Annotated in this window: 9 protein-coding genes; 1 reads left to right on the top strand and 8 read right to left on the bottom strand. The window is 72.3% G+C overall.

The window, feature by feature from the left end; genetic code table 11:
- Positions 1 to 1,341, top strand: coding sequence for a D-alanyl-D-alanine carboxypeptidase (locus tag P0Y48_12960; GenBank protein ID WEK13354.1), 1,341 nt, complete (start codon positions 1 to 3; stop codon positions 1,339 to 1,341).
- 349 nt (positions 1,342 to 1,690) lie between these two features.
- Here P0Y48_12960 and P0Y48_12955 read toward each other — a convergent pair whose 3' ends face one another.
- From P0Y48_12955 to P0Y48_12920, 8 genes are read right to left on the bottom strand one after another with little or no spacing between them, the layout of a single operon-like run.
- Positions 1,691 to 3,373: a serine/threonine-protein kinase gene (locus P0Y48_12955; protein WEK13353.1), complete on the bottom strand. Its 1,683-nt coding sequence runs from the start codon at positions 3,371 to 3,373 to the stop codon at positions 1,691 to 1,693.
- Positions 3,370 to 4,794, bottom strand: coding sequence for an FHA domain-containing protein (locus P0Y48_12950; GenBank protein ID WEK13352.1), 1,425 nt, complete (start codon positions 4,792 to 4,794; stop codon positions 3,370 to 3,372). Before P0Y48_12950 ends, P0Y48_12955 begins: the two co-directional genes overlap by 4 nt.
- Positions 4,787 to 5,629, bottom strand: coding sequence for a protein phosphatase 2C domain-containing protein (locus P0Y48_12945; protein WEK13351.1), 843 nt, complete (start codon positions 5,627 to 5,629; stop codon positions 4,787 to 4,789). The genes P0Y48_12950 and P0Y48_12945 overlap by 8 nt, the downstream gene beginning before the upstream one ends.
- Positions 5,630 to 5,631: 2 nt before the next feature.
- Complete coding sequence (locus tag P0Y48_12940) at positions 5,632 to 6,066, bottom strand: FHA domain-containing protein (protein WEK13350.1); 435 nt, start codon at positions 6,064 to 6,066, stop codon at positions 5,632 to 5,634.
- The gene (locus P0Y48_12935) at positions 6,063 to 8,327 is read right to left on the bottom strand and encodes a transglutaminase-like domain-containing protein (GenBank protein WEK13349.1); all 2,265 of its coding nucleotides are present in this window, start codon (positions 8,325 to 8,327) and stop codon (positions 6,063 to 6,065) included. Before P0Y48_12935 ends, P0Y48_12940 begins: the two co-directional genes overlap by 4 nt.
- Positions 8,324 to 9,724, bottom strand: a complete 1,401-nt coding sequence (locus P0Y48_12930) for a DUF58 domain-containing protein (GenBank protein ID WEK13348.1) — start codon at positions 9,722 to 9,724, stop codon at positions 8,324 to 8,326. Before P0Y48_12930 ends, P0Y48_12935 begins: the two co-directional genes overlap by 4 nt.
- A complete protein-coding gene (locus P0Y48_12925; protein ID WEK13347.1) occupies positions 9,724 to 10,695 on the bottom strand; it encodes a MoxR family ATPase in 972 nt (323 codons plus the stop codon). Before P0Y48_12925 ends, P0Y48_12930 begins: the two co-directional genes overlap by 1 nt.
- A 42-nt stretch (positions 10,696 to 10,737) precedes the next feature.
- The gene (locus P0Y48_12920; protein ID WEK13346.1) at positions 10,738 to 16,827 is read right to left on the bottom strand and encodes an Ig-like domain-containing protein; all 6,090 of its coding nucleotides are present in this window, start codon (positions 16,825 to 16,827) and stop codon (positions 10,738 to 10,740) included.
- Positions 16,828 to 17,150: the final 323 nt, after the last annotated feature.

Below are 17,150 nucleotides of genomic sequence, written 5' to 3'. Positions count from 1 at the left end.
ATGCGCGACGCACTCGACGACTTCGCGGACCTGCTGAGCGAGCCCGCCGCCGAGGCCGACGGGGGCGGCGCGCGCCCCGAGCGTCGACGCCGACGCCGGCGTGGCTGGATCGCCGCGGGAGTGGCCGCGCTCGTGATCGTCGCGCTCGTGGGCGGCTACACCGTGTGGGCGCTGTCGACCCCGATCGCGCTGCCCGTGGCATCCACTCGGGTGCCGGCGGTCGACATGCCCGCCGCCGCCGAACTGGAGCTCCCGTGGTCCGGCGGCTGGGCGGTGAGCGTCGCGGGCGGTGAGGAGTTCCTCCCCGCCGAGGCGAGCGGGATCTGGGAGGCGGCCGACCTCGACGAGCCGCGACCGATGGCGAGCATCACCAAGCTGGTGACGGCGCTCGTCGTGCTCGACGCCCGCCCGCTCGAGGACGCCGACGATCCGGGCCCCACGCTGACGTTCCACGGCGTGCAGAAGCTGTACGACAAGTACTACGTGCAGAACGCGACCGTGGCCCGCATGCGCCCCGGCAGCACCATGTCGCAGCGCGACGTGCTGCAGATGATGCTCATCGTCTCGGCGAGCAACTACGCCGAAGCGGCCGCCGTGTGGGCGCACGGCTCGCTGTGGTCGTTCGCGGAGGCGACCGAGCGGTGGCTCGAACAGCACGGACTCGACGACACGCGCGTGGTCGAACCGTCGGGCATCGACCCGCGCAACACGAGCACACCGCGCGACCTCATCGCGCTCGCCGAGATCGCGATGGCGGAGCCCGCGATCGCCGAGATCGTCGGCCAGCGGTCCCTCGATGTCCCCGGGTTCAGCGGCTCCAACGCCAACACGCTCGTCGGGGGCGACTCCGTGGCGGGCGTCTCGTTCGTGGGTGTGAAGACCGGCACGCTCGACGAGTCCGGCGCCAACCTGCTGTTCACCGCGCGGGTCGGGATCGGGCGTGATCGCCCCCTGACGGTGACGGGCGTCCTGCTGGGCACCGGGTCGCAGACGCACAACGCGAGCACTGCCGAGGCGCTGGTGTCTTCGCTCTCGGCGGGTTTCCACGACGTCGAGGTCGCGCGCGAGGGCACCCCCGTCGGAGATTACACGACCGCGTGGGGAGCGTCGGCGGAGATGCTGATGGCATCCGACGCGACCGTCTTCACCTGGTCGGACACCCCGATCGAGGTCGACATGGTGACGCGGCCGCTGTCGACCGGTCGGGCTGGCGAGGTGGTCGGCAGCCTCACGTGGACGGCGGGGACCGAGACCGCTACGACCGATCTGGTGCTCTCCGACGACATCGCGCTCCCCGACGCCTGGTGGCGCCTGACACACCCGTTCGAGCTTCTCGGCTGACGCCCGCGCGCTGCGCCACCGCCGCACGGCCACCGTCGCTTCGCCGCCGCGCGCGTTCCGCGTACAGGCAAAACCGCACCTCAGCGGCCCGCCGGCGGTCGATGCGGCCGGTTTTGCCTGTATGCGGAACACAGACGGGGCCTGACCCCGCCTCCCGCCGGCGCGGCGCGGCCGCCGCACCTTCGCCTCGGATTCGCCGGCGCGCGCGTTCCGCGTACAGGCAAAACCGGACCTCAGCGGCCCGGCGACGGTCGATCCGGCCGAAATCCCCTGTATGCGGAACACGGACGGGGCCTGACCCCGCTTCCCGCCGGGCCGGCTGGTGGCCACAGCCACCGGAGGGACCGGGTCAGGGGGTGCAGTGGCGCTGCTCGTTACCGGTGGCGCCATCGGCGCGCCGCAGCGTCACGGCGATGCACGTCCGCCCCGACTCGTCGACCGGCACCGTCACCGTCTCCGTGTCGACGAGCCCCTGCGCGCCCTCACCGTCGAGCGTGTACGGGTACCAGACGTACGTGTCGCCGTCGGCCGGATCGGGGTTGCTCCACGTGAAGACGACCTTCGACCCCTTGGCCTCACCGGCGAGGTCGGCGACGGGCGGCACGAATCCGTTAACGGGATCCTGCGGGTCGACTTCGACCGGTGCGGTCGGCGACGGCGTCGGCTGCGGCGCGAGCAGGCTGGCGCCGGCCACGGCACCCACCACCACCACGGCCGTCACTCCCGCGGCGAGCCCGATCCACAGTCCCGTCCGCGAGCGAGGACGCGTCGGACCCCCGGATGCCACGGCATCCGGCCCGGCGGCAAAGCCGCCCGCGGGCGCTCCGCCCGGGGCGGGCGGACCGGTGACGATCGACGGGCCACCGGGAGGGGCGGAGATCGGCGTGCCGGAGAGGACCGACGGGCGCTGGATCGTCGGCGCCGCTTCAGGTTCTGCAAAACGGGGTTCGGCGTAGCGGGGTTCGACGTAGCGTGGCACGGCGACGCGGGCGACGGTCTCGTCGGCGCCCGACGAGGTGGTCGTGCTCGGGAGCGGCGCCCCGTCGACGAGGCGCTCCCGCGTGCGGCCGGCGGCCGGGGAGGTCTGCGGGTCGATGCTGACGATGCCGCGGACCCGCGTGAGTTCGCCGTCGTCGTCGTCTTCCTCGTCGGCATCCGGCGCGTCGTCGAGGATGTCGATCGGGGTCACGGCGTGCGCGAGCTCGATCTGCACGCGCTGCAGCGCCCGCGCGAATGCCACCGCCGTGTCGTAGCGGTCGACGGGACGCTTCGACATCGCCCGCTCCAGCACGAGCTGCAACGACTCGGGGGCATCTGCCCGGTCGAGACGGGACAGCGGGTCGCGCTCGATCCGCTGGATGAGTTCGGCGCCGCCGTTGCGGGCTCCGGGCACCTCGAAGGGCGAGCGTCCCGCGAGGAGCGTGAACACCGTGGCCCCGAGCGCCCAGACGTCCGACCGCACGCCGAACTCGGGCACGTCGGCGAACGACTCGGGCGGCGACCACGGGATCGACATGCCCGACGAGGGGTCGGCACTGCCGGCCGTCGTCGCGATGCCGAAGTCGGTGAGCGCCGGCCGGTTGTACTCCGTGACGAGGATGTTCGCGGGTTTGATGTCGCGGTGCAGGATGCCGGCCCGGTGCGCGGTCTCGACGGCCGCCGCGACCTGGATGCCGATGCGCAGCGCCTCGGCCACCGACAGCGCCGACGCCCGGGAGCGCACCTGCAGGTTCGGTTTGGGGCAGTACTCCATCGCGAGGTAGGGGCGGCGGTCTTCCGACACTCCCGCCTGGTAGATCGTGACGATCGCCGGATGCGTCGACAGGAGCGCCATGACGTTCGCCTCGGCGGTGAACTGCTCGGTGGACGCGCCCGCCATCTTCTCGGGAAGCAGCACCTTGACGGCGACCTTCCGGCGCGGAAGGTGCTGCTCGAACAGGTACACGTCGGCGAAGCCGCCGGAGCCGAGCACGTCGAGGAAGGTGAAGCCCGGCAGCTGCGGCGGCGGCGCGGGGGTGCGCTTCGAGCTCACGGGAGGTCCTCGAAGGTCACGGTGACGCCGTCGCCGAGGTCGAGCACGTCGCCGGTGACGACCATCGTGGGCTCGCTCGGGTGCAGGCGCACCGGGTCTTGGCCGACGCGGCGGAGCACGGTGCCGTTGGTGGTGGCGAGGTCGGTCACGAGCACGTGCTCTCCCTCGGCACGGATCTCCACGTGGCTGCGGGAGATGTCGCCCTCGGGGCTCTCGACCGCGATGAGCGTCGGCAGTTCCGCCCCGGAGGCGCGCGGTGACCGGGGGCGACGACCGATGACGACGGGGCGCTCGAGTTCCACGACCTGGCCTGACGACAGTCGCACGCGCCCGGTCGCGGGCCGGCGCAAGGGGACGTCGGCGACCGGCTCGAACGGGGATGCCGTTCCGCCCTGGCTCCCCGTTCCGCCCTGGCTCCCTGCGCTCTGCCCGCGCATCGCCCGGGCTTCCGCCACGGAGATCGTGGCGCCGTCGTGGTCTCCGGCGGGCGCGGCGCTCGTGTCGGGCACCGCCCCGCGGACGACCGTGGCCGCCCATGCGCCGCCCGCGTCCGGCGATGCGGCCGCGGCTGCGGCCGCCGCCGTGCGGGGAGTGGCGATCGTGCTGTCGTCGGCAGGCGCGGGGTCGGCCGCGGGGTCGGCCGGCGCGGGATCGGCCGACGCGGACGGTACGTTCGCGCGGGGCACCTCGTTGAGCGGCACCTCGTCGAGGGGCACCTGTGTGAGCGCGGGGATCCAGGTGTCGCCCGCCGCGGCCTCGATCGACCCGGTCGTATCGGGGCCGTGCGTCGTCGCGGGCTCCGAGGTCGGGGGCTCCGGGGCCGCGGTGTCGGCATCCGTCTCCACCGGTCCCGTCGCGCGGGCCCCGGTCGACCCCGTCGTGGCCTCAGCGGCCGAGGCAGCCCCGCGGTGCGCCGCGACCGCTGCCGCGGGAGCGGGCACGGCGGCCACCGCAACGCCGACACCGCCAGGCATGAGCACGATCCCCGAGACGGGCACGACACCCGAGGCGAGCGGGAGAGCGTCGGCCTCGTCGATCGACCCCGGCTCACCGTCGGGGACGACCGTGACCCGATGCGGGCGCGACACGAGCCGCTCCGCCCACGTCGCGACACCGCGCCCCGATACCTCGACCGCTCCCGCTTCGCCCTCTACGACGACATCCAACGGACCGCGCACGGCGATCCGCACGTCTTCGTCCTCCACGACGACGAGCGCGAACGGCGGGATGGCCGTCAGCGACGTGCCGAAGGCACCGGTCAGCGCCTCGACGAGGGCACCGATGCCACCGCCGTCGAGCCGGCGCCACACGGCCTCCGCGGTCTGCGGAGTGACCGCAGGCGAGAGGACGGCGAGCGCCCGCGGGGATACCGCCGCCCGCCAGCCGTCGCGCGCCGCCGGCACGTACCTGACCTCAGTCATGAGCGGTTCCTCCCGCGCTGTGCGCCCGTCCCCGCGTGGGACGCGTGTCGCTGTCGACCTCGTCGCGCCCGCCCGCCTGAGCGGTGTCGACGGGAACGTCGTCGTGGCCGCGGACGCCGACGGCATCCACGATCACGACCGTGATGTTGTCTCGTCCGCCGCGCACCATCGCCTCGTGGACGAGCCGGGTCGCCGCCTCTTGCGGGTCGGGCGTCTCGGCCAGCACCCGCCGGAGGCGTTCGCTGTCCAGTTCGCCCGACAGACCGTCGGAGCAGATGAGCATGCGATCGCCCGGTTCGGCCGGGACGAGCCAGAAGTCGGGTTCGCCGTCGCTGCCGGCACCGATGGCCCGCGTGATCTCGTTGCGGCGCCGGTCGCTCGCCGCGGCGACGGCGTCGAGTTCGCCCGCGTCGATGAGCTCCTGCACGACGGAGTGGTCGACGCTGATCTGCTCGAGCACGCCGCCCGAGAAGCGGTAGGTGCGGGAGTCGCCGACGTTCACCGTGAGCCAGTAGCCCGCGCCGCCCACGTCGGAGATCGCGACGCCGCTGAGGGTCGTGCCGGCGGCGCGTTGTCCCACGACGAGGGCGTGCACCCGGCGGCGGGCGCGGTCGAGCGCGTCGCGGACGTCCTGGATGCCGAGGCTCGGCGCCCCGGCCAGGCGCGAGAACTCGTCGACGACGATCGCACTCGCCGCCGCTCCCGCGTCGTGACCGCCCATGCCGTCGGCGACGAGGAAGAGCGGCGCGGAGGCGAGGTGGGAGTCCTCGTTGACCGGCCGTCGCAGCCCCGCATGGGTGGCGGCGCCGACGGCCACCGTGATGGGAGACTCCACGCTCACACCCCCTCGATGCTCACCCGACGATCGCCGACCTCCAGGATGTCACCTGCGCGCAGTATCCACCGCTCACCGGGTGCCACGCGATGCCGTTCGCCGTCCCGGACGATGTCCGTGCCGTTCATCGAACCCGTGTCGGCGAGCCACACGGCGCCCAAGACCCCGCCGACCGCCACGTGCGTCCGCGACAGCGACAGCGTCTCGTCGCGCACCGCGATTGCCGCCCATCCCGGAACGGCGCCGGGGTTGCGACCGAAGACGGTCTGCGCGCGGACCACGTGACGGATGCCGTCGTCCCACACGAGCGTGACGAGCGGCCGCGGCCCGAACGGCGGCACACCGCCGATCACGTCGACGGCGGCGCGCAGCTCGCGGAGCACCTCGGCCCGCGGACGGGTGTCGGGTCCGGTGTCGGAGTCGAGCACAGCAGTCATGCGGACCGTCCCCGGCGGAGGGACCGCAGACTCAGGCGCGCACCGAGGCGCTGCCACCACGACGTTTTCTGCCGCATGCCGCCCACGAGCGCGTCCACCTCGCGCCAGAACGCCTCGACGTCCTCGGGCGACGGATCGCCGGGCCCGTACACGTCGGCGTCGGCCCACGTCGCCAGCGTGGTCACGCGGGGCTCCTCGAAGCGCGAGCCCACGATCGTCGCGCTCTCGGCGCGCGTCGCCCCGGGCACGACCGGCGTGCGGAGGTCGACGGCGGTGTCGACGATTTCGTCCCATCCGCCCGAGATGCGGTCGGCGGTGCGCTCCGCGTTGCGGCGGCGCGCGCGACGGGCACCCTTGATCAGTCCGAGCACGATGAACGGCGCGAGGAGCAGGGCGACGGTGCCGAGCCCGATCCCACCCCACAGCAGCACGGTCCCGAGCCAGTCGACGCCCGGTTCGGTGTCGTCGTCCTGCTCACGATCGTCGGCGATCGTCGGCGGGAGGTCGGCGGGCTCCTGCGCGGGCGGCGGAGGCTGCAGCACCTGCGGCTTCGGGTTCGCCTGCGGCTTGGTGTTCTGGTCGTTGGGCTCGTTGTCCTCGTCGGGGGTCGGATCGAACGGCACCCAGCCGAAGCCGTCGAAGGCGACCTCCACCCACGCGTGCAGGTTGTCACCCGTGGCGGTGAACACACCGGCATCCGTCTCGTCCTCGCCCGGGTACCAGCCCATGACGACGCGCGCCGGCATGCCCAGCTGCCGCGCCAGGAGCGCCATCGCGACGGCGTACTGCTCGTCGTCGCCGATCATCTGGTCGTTCGAGAACAACATCGTGATCCGCGCGGCGCCGTGCCCCGACGGTGAGAAGACGTCGTCGGCGAGACCGTGGCTGAAGTAGCCGTCGGTGCTCAGCCAGTCCTGCAGGGCGCGGACGCGCTCGATGGGGGTCTCGGCCTCGCCGAGGTTCTCGGCGGCGAGCTTCGACAGCGACTCGGGCACGCCCTCCTGCTTGGGCATGGAGAGGGGAGCGAACGCGGCGTCGGCGAGCGCCGCATCGCTGGGCACCTCGGAGACGAGCGTCTGCAGCGTGTAGGCGTCGCCCGACCGGAGACCGGCCGTCACGACGGCGGTGCCCGTCGCGTCGTTGAAGTGCGCAGAACGTCGAAGCTCCCCGGCACGGTCGCCGTCGAAGGCGATGTCCCGCACGGCGCCCACGTCGGGAAGCCACACGCCCGCGTAGTCGCCGATGGCGATCCGCACGGTCGTGGGCGTGCCCGTCGCCGTCGGCGACATGTTGGACCGCACCGGCGTGAACGCGCTCGAGGAGCCCGCACCGTCGTCCGACACGTTGTAGACGATGCCGTTGTAGGCATCCATCGTCGCGAGACGCACGCGCGCGTCTTCGGGAAGCCCGGACGCGGTGAACAGGGTCGCGTCGGCATCGTCGCGGATGTAGCCGCGCCATGCCTGCAGCGGGCTCGGGTACTGGTGCACGTCGAACGGCGGCACCACGAAGTCGCGCAGGATGTAGCGCTGCGTCGGGGTGGAGCCGAACGCGGCGGTCGCGACGCCGATCCCGGCGGCCAGGGCCAGCACCGCACCCCCGGCGATGAGCCGGCGCGCGCGCAGGGGACGCGAGGGCGTCGCGGCCGCGTTCTCGAGGCGCTGGGCCGCCGAGTCGCCATCCCAGGTCTGCCGCAGCGCGAGCCACACGACCGCGACGGCGGCGAAGACGATGCCCTGCACGAGCGGCGCGGCCGGCTGCGCGGCGCCGAGGAGGATCTGGAGCCCGGTGAGCGCGAGGGCCGGGAGCAGCGCCCAGGCGGCCGGCCGCACCCGCAGCGCGAGCGAGCCGGCGATCACGGCCGCGACGAGGGTGAGCAGGAACGGCACGACGAGGTGCCCGTCGGATGCCGCGACCGGCGGGACCGTGGTCAGCAGCGCCTTGAAGGAGGTCACGGTGCCGACCGCCAGCTGCCGCCAGGTCTCGAGCGTCGGGATCACCCCGAGCATCGCCGTGTGCGGCAGGGCCAACGCGCCGCCCAGCAGGAAGTAGACGGCGACGGTGACCCCGGCTACGGGAAGGATTCCCCAGCGCAGCCACTGACCGAACCACGCCACCGCGAGCCCGACGATGATCGCACCGAACCCGGCGACGAGGTACTGGGGTCCGTCGAAGGTGGGGCCGAAGCCGATGACGGCGACCGCCAGCAGCAGCGCGATGGCCCCGAGGTCGATCGCGGTCCGCACGACGGGGCGGTTCACGACAGCACCTTCCGCACGGCGCGACCCAGCTGGTCGAGAGCGCCGACGGTCACGACGTCGGCCTCGCCCACGCGCCGCAGCGACGGAGCGTCGACCCGCACGTCGGCGACGACCGCCAGCACGCGCACGCCATAGGGGAGGCGCGAGCACGCGAGCCGCAGCTCTGCGGCATCCACCGTCGAGCCGCACACCAGGACCGCGACGGCCGCCTGCGGCGCACCGACGGCCATCGCGCCGGCGAGCGCGACGACACCGCCGTCGCGCGGTCGGGTGGGTTCGAGCGCAGCCAACGCGTCGAGGAAGCGGCGGCCGCTGTCGGCGCGGAGGGCGCCGTGCTGCGTGCGCGCGTCGAGCACACGAGAGTCGCGAAGCGCCCGCAGTCCGACCGATCCGGCGATCGAGATCGCGAGCTCGAACTCCGCCTCGGTGCGGTAGTCGTCGGGGTGTCCCGACAGGCCCACGACGAAGTGCGACCGGCGGGTCTGCTCGTACTGACGCACCATGACATCGCCCGTGCGCGCCGTCGACTTCCAGTGGACGTGGCGCAGGTCGTCGCCCGGCTGGTACTCGCGCAGGGCGTGGAACGACACGTCGTCGCGCTCCAGCTGCTGCACGGGAAGACCCTCGAGGTCGCGCATCTGCCCGAGCGAGAGTCCGTCGAGCGCCGTCGTGCGCGGGTGCACGAACAGCTCGACGGCCTGACGGCGGTCGTGGGTGCGCTCGAACAGGCCCAGCGGGTCGCCGCGGAGCACGCTCACAGGACCGACAGCGAGCACACCCCGCGCCGTCGTCGGGATCGCGAAGAGCTCCTCGTGCGACTCCCCCGCCGCCAGGCGCGGCACGTCGAAGACGCCGCGGCCGGCACCCACCGGCAGCACGACCTCGGACGGCAGGAGCGCCCGGCCGGTGCCGTTGGTAAGCGTCAGGGCACCCACCGCCCGCTCGCCCACGACCACGCGGGTGCGGGTGAGGTCGAGGTCGACGCCGTAGGCGGTGCGCCCGAACAGGAACGGGATGCTGAGGGCCAGGGCGGCCGTGACGACCGCCGCCGCGACCATCGCCTCCGACCAGCCGTAGGCGACGGCGGCGAACCAGAGCACGACCGCGAGCGCCAGGGCGACCCAGCCGAGCGGACGGACGACGGCGGCGACGCGTGCGATGTGACGCCAGGCGACGGCGAGCACCGCGGTGGCCGCCTCTCGCGCGTGCTCCCAACGGGACGGAGCGGATGCCGCGAGCCCTGGCCGAGGCGTCTCGGCGCTCTCGAACGTCGGCGACGCGGATGCCGTCGGCGCGGATGCCGTCGGCGCGGCGTCTGCGGCTGTGGCGGTTCCGGGCGCGCCGATCCGCCGAGGCGCGGCGCGCGTCGGCTCGACCGGTTCCCGGGTGGTGGTCATCAGGCGGTGGCCCTCGCGAGAGGAGCCTCCACGGCGCCGAGCGCGTTCTGGACGATGCGCTCGGCCGTCACGCCCGAGAACTCCGCCTCGGCGTCGAGCACCATTCGGTGCGCCCACACCGGCACGGCGAGCGCCTTGATGTCGTCGGGGACGACGTAGTGACGGCCCTGCGCGGCGGCGTACACCTTCGCGATGCGCATCATCGAGATCGCCCCGCGCACCGAGACGCCGAGGCGGGCACCCTCGTCGGCGCGCGTGGCCTCGACCAGCTGCGCCGAGAACCGCGCGACGGCGGGATCGATGTGCACGGTGGCGGCGAGGTCGGCCATGTCGGCCACCGCCTTCGTCGTGATGACGGGGCGGAGGTTCGCCGACGGGTTGCGGTCGACCGCTCCGGCGAGGATGCGCTCGGCGACCGCGAGCGACGGGTAGCCGATCGAGGTCTTCACCATGAAGCGGTCGAGCTGCGCCTCGGGGAGCTTGTACGTCCCGGCCTGCTCGATGGGGTTCTGTGTCGCGATGACGAGGAAGGGACGCCCCACTTCGTGGGCGACGCCGTCGACGGTCACCCGCGACTCCTCCATGACCTCGAGGAGCGCCGACTGCGTCTTGGGCGACGCGCGGTTGATCTCGTCGGCGAGCACGATCGAGGAGAACACCGGGCCGCGGTGGAACTCGAACTTGTGGTTCTGCTGGTCGTAGATCGTCACGCCGGTGACGTCGGAGGGCAGCAGGTCGGGGGTGAACTGGATGCGGTTCGACGTACCCTGCACGCTCGCGGCGAGCGCCTTCGCGAGGCTCGTCTTACCCGTGCCCGGGGCGTCCTCCAGCAGAACGTGGCCTTCGGCCAGCATCGCCGACAGGACGAGGCCGACGACCTCGCGCTTGCCCATGAGGGCCTGATCGACGTTGTCCACCAGGCGCGCGAACGTGTCGCGGAACCAGGCGGCCTGCTCGGGAGTCATGCTCATCAGTTCTCGTCCTTCTCGATGGTCTCTGCGGTGGCGGGCGCGTCAGCCGCGCGGCCACCATCTCTTCTCGGTGTCCACGGCGCCGCCCCAGCCCTTGATGTCGACCCACACGTCGTAGCCGTCGGCACCGAGGTAGCACTCGATCTGGCGCGAGCCGTTGCCGCTGAAGTTCACGGTGTGGATCGTGCCGCTCACCGCGCCGCCGCTGTACATGCACTGCATCCCGGCGTTGCCGATCGACATGTTCTCCCAGTTCACGACGAACTTGTAGCAGCCGTTGACGCAGCTCGCCGTGCGGTCGCCGCGCGTGACCCACACCTTCGGCTGCGGCGGCGGCGGCGCGTCCTGGGTGCGGGCGGAGTCGGATGCCGTCGTCGTCTGGCCCGCGGCCGTCGTGCGCACGTCGATGGTGCGCGTCGTGCTGTAGCCGACGTCGGCAGTGCGGCTGCCGCTGGCGCCCACGGTCTCCCAGCCGCCGCCGTTGATGCGGATCTGGGTCGTGATGTCGCGACCGTTGCGCGCCGGCGACGACCACGACACGGTGATGCTCGTGCCGCTCGCGGTCGCCCTGGCGGTGGGATTGCCGATCGGCCCGTACGGCGCCACCTGGTTCGAGGCGGCCGACGGATCGCCTTCGTTCGTGACGCCCTCCACCGACGACACCGCGCGGACGCGGACCGTGTACGTGCCGTTGTTGGGGACCTGGCCGTTGCCGATGGTGCCCGAGCCGCCGCTGCCGCCCGCGACCCAGTCACCGCGCCAGCCGCCGTTGTTGACGGAGTACTGGTAGGAGACCTGGCTGGCGTTGGCGCCGTTGAGCGACCCCGCCGTCCAGGTGACGCTGACCTGGTTGTCGCCGGCGGAAGCCGCGCCCATGGTCGGCGCCGACGGCGTGCCGGCCGCCTGACGAGGCGCGGACGCCGCGCTCCACTCGCCCCAGCCGGCCTTGTTCAGCGCGCGGACGCTGAAGGTGTACGAGCTGGTCGAGTTGTCCACGGTCACGGCCTGGCTCGTCTGTCCCGCCGCGACATCGATCGTGCGGACCACCGACGACCCCTGCAGGACGCGCAGCTGGTAGCTGTCGATGTCATCGCCGTTGCTGGCCGGCTGGTTCCACGACACGCGCATCTGACTCTGCGTGCCGACCGAGTCGATCCGCTCGGTGGTGGGCGCGTTGGGGGCGTCGGGCTGGCGAGCGGGGACCTCCGTCGCCGACCAGGCGCTGAACTCCGAGGGCTCGGGGGCGCGGTTGTGGGCGCGGACCCGCACCTGGTAGGCGACACCGTTCTCGAGGCCGTCCCAGGTGATGCTCGTCTGGGTGACGTTGGTCTTCTGCGCGACGCCGGACGGCGGCGCGGGCGAGATCTCCAGCGTGTAGCTCTCGACGGGCGACCCCTCCGTGCGCGGCACCGTCCACGAGACGGCGAGGCTGCGGTCGCCGAACGCGAGCGTCGGCGGGTTGGGCTGGTCGGGGCGCTGGTCGGGCCGCGCGGTCTCGGACGGCACCGACGGGTCGGACGTGCCCACACTGTTCGTCGCCGTGACGACGAAGTTGTACTCGACGTTGTTGGTGAGACCGTCGAGGGTGCAGGTCGTCGAGGGGCACTCCTTCGAGTACCCGCTGGCGAGCGAGCTGACCGTGTAACCGGTGATGGGCCGGCCGTTGTCGATCGGCGGCGTCCACGACAGCACGACGGTGCGGCTCTCGACGGCGGTGACCGTGGGCTTGCCGGGCGCGTCGGGGCGTCCCTGCACCGTGACGCGCACGCGTCCTTCGACCTGTCGGTCGGCGTCGCCGGTCTTGTCCTGCACCGTGTAGCGCACCACCATCGTGCCGACGAAGTCGGGGGCGCTGGTCACGTCGACGTTCGATCCCGAGATCCGCACGCGTGCGACGTCGCCGGCCTCCGGTTCGACGCGGACGATCTCCAGCGGCGTGTCCGGGAAGGGGTTGACGTCGTTCTTCAGCACGGGAACCGAGACCGTCGCGCCCTGGTCGGCCTGATCGATCACGTCGTCGTTGGCGCTGGGGAGCTCGCGGGTCGACGCCGTCACGGTCACGGCGATGGATGCCTGCACGGGTTCGGTCTGCTGGTCGGTGGCCTGCACCTGCAGCGAGAAGGTGGTGCCCTTCGCCACGTCGGCATCGGCCTGGACGAGCAGCGCACCGCCGTCGACGGACGCGCGGACGCCCGCGGGCGCGTCGGATGCCAGCGAGAAGACGATGTTCTCCAGGTCGCCCGGGTCGGGGTCGGTCACCAGGTCGCGCAGCCCCAGGCGGGTCGCGTCTTCGCCGGGCGCGACCGACATCGAGGCACCGACGAACGTCGGCGGCTGGTTCTCGGGCGGGAGCACCGTGATCGGAATCGTCAGGGTCGCCTTGCGACCGTCGGGGTCGTCGGGTCCGGAGCCGTCGGTGACCTCGAACGTCAACGCGTCGGAACCGAAGTAGCGGTCCTTCGACGTGTAGACGAGCGTCGTCTGGTCCTTCACGAGCGAGGCGCCGTCCGAGTGCGCGGCGGTCGCCTTGGCGGCTTCCGTGATGACGACCTTCTTGCCGCCGGCGGCGCGGACGTACTCGGCAAGCGGCAGTTCGACGGTCTCGCCGCTGTCGACGACGAGCGCCTCGGTCGACAGCAGGCTCGGCGGCAGCGAGTCGAGCGAGGGGACGCGGAGGAACGCGGATGCCGTCTGGTCGTCGACGTCGGTGACGGTGTAGGTGATGAGCTGCGGCTCGTCGGTCAGCGTCACGCGGACGATGCCGTCGGCGCGCACCTGCGCACCGGAGCCTCCCGTGCCCAGCGACACCTTCAGGGCCGACCGGGTGCCGTCGGGATCGTCGTCGTTCTCGAGCACGGCGATGTCGGCGGTGCCCTCCTCCGTCACGTCTTCGGCGACGACGCGATCGTCGCGGGCGATCGGCGGGATCAGCGGCACGTCCTCGTCGACCGTGATCTGCACGGAGGTCGTCGCTTCGAGACCGCGTTCGTCGGCGATCGTGTAATTGACGCTCGTCTGCATCTCCTCGGCGGGAGACGTGATGAGCAGGTAGCGGCCCGACACCTCCGCGTCGAGACCCGCGACCCCGTCGGGCAGTTCGACGGCATCCTCGGCGAATCCGAACTGGTCGCCGTCGGGGTCGGAGTCGTTGTCGAGGACGGGCACCGCCACCTGGCGGCCCGGACGCATGATGACCGAGTCGCGCACGGCGTAGGGCGCCTGGTTGTCGGCGGCCACCGGCGCGATGCCCAGCTGCACCGTCGCCGTCGCCTCCTTGCCGAGGCGGTCGCGCACCCGGTAGGTGAACGCGTCGACGCCGACCGACTCCTCGAACGCCTCGTAGACGAACGAGGCGACCTTCGTCTCGACGATGCGGCCCTTGGTGGGAGCGGAAGCGAGGCCGATGAGGTCGACGGAGTCGCCGTCCTCGTCGATCCCGTCCAGCGGCACGGGGATCTCCACCTTCGAGCCGCCCAGCACGCGCGCCGTCAGGTCGCGCGGACGGGGTGCCGCATTGGCCTCGTCGTTGAGGGGGAGGATCTGGATGCGCACGAAGCCGGCATCCCGCTGTCCTGTCGAATCGACGACGTCGTAGGTGAGGTTGACGGTCTTGGCCTCATCGCCCGCGCGGAAGCGCACCGTGTCTTCGGCGACGAAGGCCTCGCCGTCCTCGGGGTCGACCGTCTCCACGAGCTCCTCGGCGACGTGCATCGTGTCGCCGTTGGGGTGGAAGTCGTTCTCGAGCACGGGGATCGTGACGATGTCACCCGCGCGGACGACCGCCTGATCGGCCTCGGCGACCGGCGGACGCAGACGAGAGGGCGCAGGCACCGGGATGACGACGATCTCGCCCGTGGCCGACGCCGCCCCGTTGGAGATCGTGTACGACACCCGCACCTGACCGTCGAGGCCGCTCTGGTCGGTGATGCGGACGGTCTCGTGCCCGAGCACCGCCGCGGCGACGCCCGTGCCCGGCTCGACGCTCACCGATTGCACGACGAGGATGCCGCCGCCGGGGTCGGAGTCGTTGCCGAGGACGTTGACGAGCACGTCGCCGCCCTTCGGGAGCAACGCGATGTCGCGCACCGCGACGGGAGGGAGGTCGTTCTCCTCGTCGGGGAGCACGTCGACGCGAACGAGACCCGGAACGGAGTTCGGGCCGGCCGAGACGAGGTACTGCACGTAGTGGGTGCCGACCTTGCTCGACGTGAAGGTGAACGTCTTCTCGCGGAAGTCCGCGACGATCTTCGCGTCTTCGAGCTCGTCGACGCGCGTGAGGCGGAGGAGCTCGCTCCCCGAGCTCGTGTCGTTCGCGAGCGGGGTGACCGTCACCGGCTGACCCGCGCGCGTGACGACGTGGTCGGCGTTCGTGATCGGCTGCGTGCTGCCGAGCGGACGGATGTCGTAGACGGCGACACCGCCGCCCGGGTCGGTGCCGTCGGACACCGTGATCGGCACTTCCTTCCGCCCCTGCACGCCACCGATCGCACGGTAGGTGATCTGGCCGTCGGACGTGAAGTTGGCTTCGTCGCCCCCGTCTGGCACGACGTCGAGGAGGAAGATGTCGTCGCCGTCGGGGTCGATCCAGTCGGCGAGCACGTTGTACGACGCCGTCCCGCCCGTCTCGACCGGCACGGACGTCTTCCGGCGCTGCACGGGCGGCGAGTTCTGGTCGAGGGGGCGCACGGTGACGGTGACGCGGGCGGTGTCCTCCCCGCCGCGGCCGTCGTCGACCTTGTAGGTGAAGGTCGTGGAGCCGGACGCGTCGTCGTCGACGGTGATCTGGAGCGCCGCGCCGTTGTGGATCGGCTCGATCGTGCCGAACGAGGGGTCGCGCTCGACCGACGCGACGAGCACGTCGCCATCGGCATCCGTGTCGTTCTCGAGCACGGGAAGCACGGTCGTGCGGCCCGGCCGGACACCGTACTGGTCGTCGTTGGCGATCGGGGCGGTGTTCTTGTCGGTGCGCTCGGGAAGGGTGGTCTGCACCGACTCCTCGGTGGTCTCCTCTTCTTCCTCGCCTTCACCCTCCGGCGGCGTGATGTCCTGCCAGTTGTCGACGCGCTGCATGCTGTCGCTGGCCATCCATGCCGCGCCGCCGAAGACGTCGTTCAGCACGACGACGTCGCGGTTCACGCGGAACTGCAGCACACTCGTCTCTTCGACGCCCTTGATCGCCTCCGCCCGGTCGTTGCCGTCTCCCGGGCAGTCGCGGACGAACTGGCCCGTCCCCGACCAGGCACCGTACGCACAACCGGCGACGAACACGGGCTGCGCGGCCGTGCCGGCAGCCCCGCCCTCGACCTCGACCGTGGTCGGCTCACCGCCGCCCAGCGGCACCCGCACGAGCGACGTGGGGGTGGCGAGGGTGACGGCATCCGTCGCATCCGAGGGCTGCTGCAGCACGGCGTCGGCCGGCACCTCGACGCGCGTGCCGTCGCTGCCGTACAGCGTTCCGGTGTCGGCGTCGAGCGCGAACGCGACGTGACCGACGGCCGTCAGCTGGAGGCGGTGGTCCTTCTCGACGCCCTCGAGGTCACGCGCGCCCGACTCGGTGATGGAGCCGTCGGAGGCGCGTCCGTAGGCGACGAGGCGGGCATCCTCGGTGGATGCCGCGTACACCGTGCCGTCGGTCGCGACCGCCGTCACCGCTCCCTCGCCGAGCTCGGCGATCGGGTCGACCGTCTCGGGGGCGAACGACGAGACCGCCGAGAAGTCGGTGGTCCACAGCTGTCCCGACGGGGCGAGCACCGCGACCGATCCCGCCCCGAGCGCGAGCGTCGCTCCCGGCGGCAGGTCGGTGCTGCCGCTGAGGGTGACCCGGGCGGGATCGACGGCGGTGACGGTCTTGTCGTCGACGACGAGCACGTGCGATCCGGCCTGGAGAACGTCGTAGGCGGCCGTCGCCGTGCGCAGACCGCCGTCGAGCACCTGCGACTCGTGGTTGAAGTGGCCGACGAGCATGCTCGACTGCTTCGTGACCCAGACACCGCCGTCGTGGAGATCGACCTCGGTCGTGGGGTTGCCCTCGTAGACGAAGGCGAGCGTACCCAGGGTCACGGCGACAGCACCCACGACACCGACGGATGCCAGTGTGCGCGGGCGTGCGCGAAGCCACGCGAAGGACTTCATTGGGCTCGGCTCCCCCCGGGCTAACTCTTCTGCGTGGCGTCGGGCACTGACTGCTGAATCAGTCGCTCACTCTGTCGGAAACCCTGCCAGCCTACGTCAGCCCGCGCCGATGACCGAGCGCGAGGGCAGGGGAGAACTCCCCAGTTCGTCAGCAGGCTGGTGGCGGGGGGTGTTCGGGTGCGGCGGTGGGGTGCGGCGGTGCGGAGGAGATCGGCGCATCGGAGGGCCGCTGAGGCACCCGGCATCCTCCCTTGTGCAGATCGCCTCCGCTGTGCAGATCTCCCCCGCCATGCAGATCTCCCCCCTTGTGCAGATCGCCTCCG

Origin of the sequence: Candidatus Microbacterium phytovorans (assembly GCA_029202445.1) — a bacterium.
Lineage (GTDB): Bacteria > Actinomycetota > Actinomycetes > Actinomycetales > Microbacteriaceae > Microbacterium > Microbacterium phytovorans.
This window is presented reverse-complemented; position numbering and strand designations above follow the sequence as displayed.

Excerpts from the sequence above, each read along its gene's own strand:
- P0Y48_12960 (WEK13354.1), top strand. The coding sequence starts at position 1 with ATGCGCGACGCACTCGACGACTTCGCGGACCTGCTGAGCGAGCCCGCC.
- P0Y48_12950 (WEK13352.1), bottom strand. The coding sequence starts at position 4,794 with ATGACTGAGGTCAGGTACGTGCCGGCGGCGCGCGACGGCTGGCGGGCG.
- P0Y48_12940 (WEK13350.1), bottom strand. The coding sequence starts at position 6,066 with ATGACTGCTGTGCTCGACTCCGACACCGGACCCGACACCCGTCCGCGG.
- P0Y48_12930 (WEK13348.1), bottom strand. The coding sequence starts at position 9,724 with ATGACCACCACCCGGGAACCGGTCGAGCCGACGCGCGCCGCGCCTCGG.
- P0Y48_12925 (WEK13347.1), bottom strand. The coding sequence starts at position 10,695 with ATGAGCATGACTCCCGAGCAGGCCGCCTGGTTCCGCGACACGTTCGCG.
- P0Y48_12920 (WEK13346.1), bottom strand. The coding sequence starts at position 16,827 with ATGAAGTCCTTCGCGTGGCTTCGCGCACGCCCGCGCACACTGGCATCC.